The following is a 7,958-nucleotide window of genomic DNA, read 5'->3' on the forward strand; positions in this document are numbered from 1 at the left end:
GTTTCCCGTCGATCGTGTCGCCCGGGATCTGCACGATCGGCACCCACCACGCCTCGCCCATGTTGGCCAGATCGGCGCCGTGAGCCATCACCATGCGTAACCCGTCACCGGTGTTGTTCGGCGGCGACACGGCGCCGTGCATCGGCCCGCGCAAAAAAGCCTTGACCAGAGCTGAATCCCATTCGAAGCCACCGGTGCCCACGATGACCCCGTGACGGGCATGCACGTTGAGCTGCTGGCCCGCGCGACTGAGCTGGACGCCGACGATCGCTCCGTCGTCGGCATAAAGCTCCTCGGCCCGGGCATCCGTCACAGGTGTCACGCCGAAGTCCAGCAATCCTTTGAGCAGCCCGGCAATCAGCGCCGTGCCGGCCACGCACAGATCTGTGGTGCTCTGGTCAACCGCGGCGTGCAGCCTCGCCCGGGTCTCGGCATCGAAACCGACGTTCGACCAATCGGCCGGGAACGAGGTGATCCGATCCCGCCACTCGCCGATCTGTGCGGGATCGAAAGGAGCGGCGGTCAGCGACCGTCCCCCGGTCGGCTGCCCGCCCGGCAACTCCGGCTTGTAATCCGGGAAACCATCAGCGATTTCAAAGCGCAAGCCACTGTGCGCTTCGACGAAGTCGAGCATCGCCGGCCCGGTTCGCACAAACGTCTCGACCAGCGCCTCATCCATCGAGCCGAACGACTGCGCCGCCAGATACTTCAACGCATCGTCGACCGTCAACTCTCCATCCGGTGAACGATTATGCGCGGGAATCCACACCACGCCACCCGAAACCGCCGTCGTACCACCGACAGTCGCGGCCTTCTCGTAGACCGCCACCGATGCGCCGTTAGCGGCCGCAGTCAATGCGGCGGTGAGTGCCGCACCGCCGCTGCCGAGTACGACGACGTCGACCTCGTGGTCCCACGACGGCATATGCTCATGTCCCTTCAGCTGAGTATCGCCGATAATTCCTTGGCTGCCTTGATGACTGCGTCCTTGCCACGCAGCACCACATCTTCGCGGTGCGAAATCAGGTTGATACACGTCGGCGGCGACGGCGGCGGACGGTCCACCGGGACAGCCAAACCGTAAGTGTTGGGCTCGATCTCGCCATGCGTGATCACCCACCCCTGCTTGCGGGCGCGGACGACGAGGTCGCGTTCCTCCGGGCGTGCGGGCATGCTCGCCAGCAGTGCAATGCCTGCGGCTCCCCGGTCCAGCGGATAGCGGCTGCCCTCATGAAAAGCCAGTTGATAAGCGACCTGGGTGGGGACGATCACCGCGATGGCCACCTGCTGATCGCCCTCGGCGACGAGCAACGACACCGTAGTGCCGAGATCGTCAGCCAGGGCGCGCAGAGTCGGCACACTCAGTTGGCGCACATTGCGGTCGAACGATGCACCGAGCACCGCCAGGCCCGCAGCCGGCCGGTAGCGCCCGTCCTCACCCTTGGCGACGAGGCGGAACTGAGCCAGCGTGGCGAGCAACCGATAGGCGATGGTCCGATGCACGCCGACACCGTCGGCGACCTGTTGCACGGTCAGCCCCGAGGGGGCGTCGGCCACCAACTGCAACGCATTGAGCCCGCGGGCCAGTGTTTGCGAACCGGGCACGGTGGCGGTCTGCGTGTCTGGCATGTCAGCGCACCGGGGCGGGCTCGGAGGCCCAGGCGACCTGCGCCTCCCTTGACAGACGACCGGCGGAGAGTGATGCTCTATACATAGTGCACATCAGTGTGCGATTTTAGCACACATTGTTGGCGATTAACGAGAACAAAATTTCCGTGCAGCGTAGAGAGGAAGCGGTGGCCGAGCACGAGAGCGTGTGGAGTGATCTGCAGGGCGTCCCGTTCGTGCAGGGTTACCTCGACGCCGGTGGCGTGCTAACGCGTTACCTGCAGGCGGGCGATCCGGCCAATCCGGTGCTCCTGCTTTTACACGGGTCGGGTGGTCATGCCGAGGCGTACGTGCGCAACTTGGAGGCGCATGCCGAGCATTTCTGGACGTGGTCGATCGACATGCTCGGGCACGGCTACACCGATAAGCCCGGTCATCCGCTTGAGGTCGGCCACTATGTCGAGCATTTGATGGCGTTTCTTGCTGCCATCGGCGCCGAGCGTGCCAGCCTGTCCGGCGAATCATTGGGCGGTTGGGTGGCCGCCCGGGCCGCCGTCGACCATCCCGACAAGGTCGACCGCCTGGTCCTCAACACCGCAGGCGGATCGCAGGCCGATCCCGAGGTGATGCAGCGGATCATCACGCTGTCCATGGCCGCCGCGGAGAACCCGACCTGGGAAACCGTGCAAGCGCGGATCAAGTGGTTGATGGCCGACAAGTCCAAGGACTACGACGATCTGGTCGCGAGCCGGCAGCGGGTCTACCGCCAGCCCGGCTTCGTCGCGGCGATGCGCGACATCATGGCGTTGCAGGATCCAGCGATCCGGGCACGTAACCTCTTGGGCCCGGACGAATATGGGTCAATCACCGTGCCCACCCTGGTGCTGTGGACAAGCGATGACCCGACCGCCGATGTCGCCGAGGGCCGCCGGATTGCGTCGATGATCCCCGGCGCGCGGTTTGAGGTGATGCCCGGCTGTGGCCACTGGCCGCAGTACGAGGATCCGAAGACCTTCAACCGTCTGCATCTCGACTTCCTGCTGGGACGCTGACTGTGGCCGACCACCAGGACGTAGATGTCGATGTCGTCGTGGTCGGCGCCGGCCCAGTCGGTTTGACCCTGGCCAATATCCTTGGCCTGCAAGGCGTGCGCACGCTGGTGGTCGACGAGCGCGAGACGCTGATCGATTATCCCCGCGGTGTCGGTCTTGACGACGAGTCGCTGCGCACCTTCCAGGCGATCGGCCTGGTCGAGCGCGTGCTGCCCCACACGGTGCCCAACCAGATACTGCGATTCGTTGACGCCAAACGCCGGGTGCTTGCCGAAATGGCGCCACCCGACGCGTGTTTCGGCTGGCCGAAACGCAACGGCTTCGTACAGCCGCTGGTCGATGCCGAATTGCTTGGCGGCTTAGACAGATTCGATCACGTCGACGTGTGGTGGAGCCGTCCGCTGGTGGCATGCGACGAAACCGAAGACGCCGTCACCGTTGAACTCGATGGCGAGGGGGGACCGAAGACCCTGCGGGCGCGATACGTGGTCGGCTGTGACGGCGGGCGGAGCACCACCCGGCGGCTGATGGGGGTGTCCTTCGACGGCACCACCTCACCGACCCGCTGGCTGGTCGTCGACATCGCCAACGATCCGCTCGGATATCCGAACAGCGAGGTCGGCGCCGATCCACAACGGCCCTATGCCTCGATCTCGATCGCACACGGAATTCGCCGCTTCGAGTTCATGATTCACGCCGACGAGACCGACGAGCAGGCCGAGGACCCGGCGTTTCTCGCCCGCATGCTGTCGTCGATGGTCCCTCACCCCGACCGAGTCGACGTGATCCGGCACCGGATCTACACCCATCACTCGCGGATCGCCGGGGCGTTTCGGCGGGGCCGTCTCCTGCTCGCCGGCGACGCCGCCCACCTGATGCCGGTCTGGCAGGGCCAGGGCTACAACAGCGGTATCCGAGACGCGGCGAACCTGGGTTGGAAGCTTGCCGCAGTGGTGGCCGGATACGCCGATGACGCGTTGCTCGACAGCTACGATGTGGAGCGCCGCAAGCATGCCCGGGCGATGATCGACCTGTCGACGATGGTCGGCCGCGTCATCTCGCCGACCAACCGGCGAGTCGCCGCGGTTCGTGACCTGGTGGTGCGATCCGCGTCAATTGTGCCCTCGCTCAAGCGATATGTACTCGAGATGCGGTTCAAACCGATGCCACGCTACGAGCAGGGGGCCGTTGTGCACTCAGTGCATGCTGAGCCGCGCCGTAGCGATTCACCGGTCGGCACCTTATTCGTGCAACCCCGGGTGGACACCCGCGAACAGCGGAACGTTCTGCTTGACGACGTGCTGGGCAACGGTTTCGCCGTCCTGTGCTGGAATAACAACCCGCGCGAAATACTTGGTGGCACAGCGTTTGCGAACTGGAAGGCGCTAGGTGCAAAGTTCGTGGCGGCACGGCCGCTAAGCCAGCTGCACTGGACCGGGCACGACGACGCTGACGTTGTGGTAGTGGGCGACCGCTGCGGCGATCTCAAAGCCTGGTTCGACAACCACCAAGAGTCCGTCCTGTTCCTGCGCCCTGACCGTTGCGTCGCGGGCGCCTGCATCGCTCAACTCGCACCGGAGTTGAGCGCCTCGCTCTTCGACGTCCTCACCTTGACACCGGGAGGCGGTGATGTTCAAAGTGCCCATAGCTCTGTGCTGTATGTCCCACAGCCCGCTGCTGAATCTCCCAGGGCCGTCGCAGGACCTCCTTGATGACATCGACACCGCACTTGCGCAGGCACGCAGATTCGTCGAAAGCTTCGACCCGAATCTGGTCGTCATCTTCGCCCCCGACCACTACAACGGCTTCTTCTACAAGCTGATGCCACCGTTCTGCATCGGCACGCGCGCACAGGGCGTCGGCGACTACGGCACTCACAAAGGGCCGCTTGACGTTCCCGAAGCCACCGCGGTCGCTTGCGCCAAAGCAGTGCTGTCGGCGGGCGTCGACGTCGCCATCTCGGCGAACATGGACGTCGACCACGGCACCGTGCAGCCGTTGGAGAAGTTGTTCGGTCGCGCAACGGCGCGCCCGGTGATACCGATCTTCATCAACTCGGTCGCCACCCCGCTCGGGCCACTGCATCGTTGCCGGACGCTCGGCACCGCAGTGGGCAGTTACCTGGCCACCCTGAGCAAGCGCGTCCTGGTGCTGGGATCCGGTGGGCTGTCTCATGATCCGCCTGTCCCGACGCTGGCAACGGCGACCCCGGAGGCCGTGGAACGGATCGTGCACGGCCGGCCGATGACCGCCGAACAGCGGCTCGCACGGCAGACGGCGGTTAGCGACGCGGCCAAGAACTTCGCGGCCGGGGACAGCGAACTGCAACCCCTGAACCCGGCATGGGATCAACAATTCCTCGACATTCTCGACAGCGGACACCTCGACGAGCTGGACAAGTGGTCGAACTCGTTCATCGCTCAGCGGGGCGGCAACTCCGCACACGAGATCCGCACCTGGGTAGCGGCTTTCGCTGCGCTGGCAGCCGCCGGTCCGTACCAGACCAACGTCCGCTACTACCGGCCCGCGCCCGAGTTGATTGCCGGCTTCGCGGTCAGGACGGCGGTGCTGACATGACCCACGAAGTCGACGTGCTGGTGATCGGTTCGGGCGGCGGCGGCATGACCGCTGCGCTGGCCGCGCAGGCTGCTGGCCTGGACATCTTGGTCGTCGAAAAGTCCAGTCACTTCGGCGGTTCCACCGCGCTCTCGGGTGGCGGCATCTGGGTACCCGGAGCGCCAGCCCAGCGCCGGGCAGGTTACACGCCGCCGCGAGACGGCGTCGTCGACTACCTGCGCCGGGTCACCGATGGATTGGTCAGCGACGCGCGGATCCAGCAGTACGTCGACTCGGCGCCACAGATGATGGAGTTCCTCGAGCAGCTCAGCCCATGGTTCGAGTTCGTGTGGAAGCCCGGCTACGCCGACTACTACCCGGCATTGCCGGGCGGCTCCGAACTCGGCAGCACGATCAACGTCCCCCCGATCGATTTGCGCATGCTCGCAGACGAAGAACAACACCTGCTTGCGCCATTGGCGTTAGCTCCTCGGGGAATCTGGCTGGGCCCCAAGGAGCTTCGGTCGTTCTACCAAGTTCGCCAATCATGGGCGGGCAAAGCGGTCCTGCTGAAGCTGGTGTGGCGGATGGTCAGGGCGCGAGCCTTCGGGGACCGGATCGCGGCGATCGGCCAGTCGCTGGCAGCGCGGCTACGGCTGGCGATGAAGGACCGCGGTATCCCGCTATGGCTGGACTCGCCGATGACGGAACTGCTGACCGACGACGACGGTTCGGTGACCGGCGCCGTCGTGGTGAAAGACGGCACACCACTGCGGATCTGCGCCCGCCGCGGCGTCATCCTCGCGACGGGCGGATTCGATCACGACCTGGCGTGGCGCAAACAACACCAGCCGGTCGTGGAACAAGACTGGAGTTTCGGCAACCCCGCCGCCACCGGCGACGGCATCCGCGCCGGCCAGCAGGTCGGTGCGGCCACCGACCTGCTCGACGAGGCCTGGTGGTTCCCGGCCATCCAATGGCCCGATGGCCGAATGCAGTTCATGCTCAACGAGCGAATGATGCCATCGCAGTTCATCGTCAACGGCGACGGCAAGCGATTCATCAACGAGGCGGCTCCCTACATGGACTTCGGCCACGCGATGATCGACGGGCAGAAATCCGGCGTCACCCATATTCCATGCTGGCTCATCACCGATCGTCGGTCCTTCAACCGCTATGTCGTCGCCGGACATCTTCCGCTGCCGAAGATCCCGGGCGCCCCGGTGCCGACAGGGCGAAAACTCCCGGCCGCCTGGCTGGAGTCGGGCGTGGTCAAAGCGGCGAACAGCTGGGATGAACTCGCCGCCAAGATCGGGGTGCCGGCCGCCCAACTCCGGGACACCGCCGCACGTTTCAACGAACTGGCCCGAAGCGGCCACGACGACGACTTCAACAGAGGTGACAGCGTTTACGACAACTACTACGGAGACCCCACCCTGCCCAACCCCAATCTGCATCCGCTTGGCAAACCGCCCTACTACGCCTTTCAGGTCGTGCTCGGCGACCTCGGCACATCGGGTGGTCTGCGCACCGATGAATACGCCCGGGTGCTGCGCACCGATGGCGCCGTCATCACCGGCCTCTACGCCGTCGGCAACGCTAGCGCACCAGTGATGGGACGCAGCTACGCCGGCGCGGGCGCGACCATCGGGCCGGCGATGACCTTCGGCTACGTCGCGGCCAAGCACCTAGCCCACCAGGTCAGTACAAGCTCTGATCACTCAATTGTTCCGGGAGGCACCAGTTGAAAATCTCATTGTTTTACGAATTCGCGCTACCCCGCCCCTGGCAGCCCGACGACGAACACGTCCTGCTGAAGGACTGTCTCGACGAGGTCGAGGCCGCCGACAAGGCCGGCTTCTCCACGGTCTGGCTGACCGAGCACCACTTCCTGGAGGAGTACTGCCATTCCACCGCGCCCGAGATGTTTTTGGCAGCGGCCAGCCAGCGGACCAAGAACATTCGGCTCGGGTTCGGCATCATGCACCTCCCGCCGGCCGTCAACCATCCGGCCCGGGTCGCTGAACGCATCGCCACCCTCGACCTGATCTCCGATGGGCGCGTCGAGTTCGGCACCGGAGAATCCTCCTCGATCGGCGAGTTGGGCGGTTTCAACATTGACCCCGCCGACAAGCGCGCGCAGTGGGAAGAGGCGCTGGAGGTGGCGATCCGCTGCATGATCGAGGAACCCTTCACCGGCTTCAAGGGTGAGCACATCGAGATGCCGGCGCGCAACGTCATCCCTAAGCCGTTGCAAAAGCCGCATCCGCCGGTGTGGGTGGCCTGCACCAGGCCGGCGTCGGTCCAGATGGCAGCCCAGAAATGCATCGGCGCACTGAGTTTCGCCTACACCGGCCCGGGGCCGCTGACCGAGCGGGTGAACGGCTACTACAAGGAACTCGAGGAAAGCGGCGTGCCGATCACCCCGCAGATCAATCCGAACATCCTTGCCATCGGCGGTGATTTGTCGATGATGGTCGCCAAGACCGACGAGCAAGCGGTCGAGCGTCTGGGGATGGGCGGCGGATTTTTCTCGTTCGGGATCATGCACTACTACATGACCGGTATCCACACGCCTGGACGGACCGGAGTGTGGAAGCGCTATCTCGAAGAATGTGAGAAGGACCCGACGCTGGCCTACGGCCCCGGTCGCGGCGCGATCGGCTCGCCGGCCACCGTTCGAGAGTTCCTGCGCGGCTACGAAGACAGCGGCGTCGACGAGATCATCCTGCTGCTCAACCC

The 7,958-nt window shown here is 65.1% G+C and carries 7 protein-coding genes; 5 read left to right on the plus strand and 2 right to left on the minus strand.

All coding sequences use genetic code 11. From position 1 onward, the window contains the following. Together WBF82_RS22860 and WBF82_RS22865 are read right to left on the minus strand one after the other, a co-directional pair. Window positions 1-925 (minus strand): FAD-dependent oxidoreductase (locus tag WBF82_RS22860; protein ID WP_424385212.1); only part of this gene is annotated, 925 nt, incomplete at its 3' end. A 14-nt stretch (window positions 926-939) separates the two neighbouring features. Further along, window positions 940-1,629 carry an IclR family transcriptional regulator gene (locus tag WBF82_RS22865; protein WP_424385213.1) on the minus strand — a complete coding sequence of 230 codons (690 nt, stop codon included), beginning with the start codon at window positions 1,627-1,629 and terminating at the stop codon, window positions 940-942. 167 nt (window positions 1,630-1,796) lie between these two features. Here WBF82_RS22865 and WBF82_RS22870 point away from each other — a divergent pair, with 167 nt between their 5' ends. The 5 genes from WBF82_RS22870 to WBF82_RS22890 form a co-directional block, all read left to right on the plus strand. After that, the gene (locus tag WBF82_RS22870; RefSeq protein WP_424385218.1) at window positions 1,797-2,660 is read left to right on the plus strand and encodes an alpha/beta fold hydrolase; all 864 of its coding nucleotides are present in this window, start codon (window positions 1,797-1,799) and stop codon (window positions 2,658-2,660) included. A gap of 2 nt (window positions 2,661-2,662) precedes the next feature. After that, window positions 2,663-4,372, plus strand: a complete 1,710-nt coding sequence (locus WBF82_RS22875) for a bifunctional 3-(3-hydroxy-phenyl)propionate/3-hydroxycinnamic acid hydroxylase (protein WP_424385214.1) — start codon at window positions 2,663-2,665, stop codon at window positions 4,370-4,372. Further along, the gene (locus WBF82_RS22880; RefSeq protein ID WP_424385215.1) at window positions 4,320-5,237 is read left to right on the plus strand and encodes a 3-carboxyethylcatechol 2,3-dioxygenase; all 918 of its coding nucleotides are present in this window, start codon (window positions 4,320-4,322) and stop codon (window positions 5,235-5,237) included. The genes WBF82_RS22875 and WBF82_RS22880 overlap by 53 nt, the downstream gene beginning before the upstream one ends. Then, window positions 5,234-6,964: an FAD-binding protein gene (locus WBF82_RS22885; protein WP_424385216.1), complete on the plus strand. Its 1,731-nt coding sequence runs from the start codon at window positions 5,234-5,236 to the stop codon at window positions 6,962-6,964. The genes WBF82_RS22880 and WBF82_RS22885 overlap by 4 nt, the downstream gene beginning before the upstream one ends. Next, on the plus strand, window positions 6,961-7,958 hold a 998-nt coding region (locus tag WBF82_RS22890), incomplete at its 3' end, for an LLM class flavin-dependent oxidoreductase (RefSeq protein WP_424385217.1). The genes WBF82_RS22885 and WBF82_RS22890, both read left to right, overlap by 4 nt.

It is taken from the genome of Mycobacterium sp. (assembly GCF_049673265.1).
Taxonomy (GTDB): Bacteria; Actinomycetota; Actinomycetes; order Mycobacteriales; family Mycobacteriaceae; genus Mycobacterium.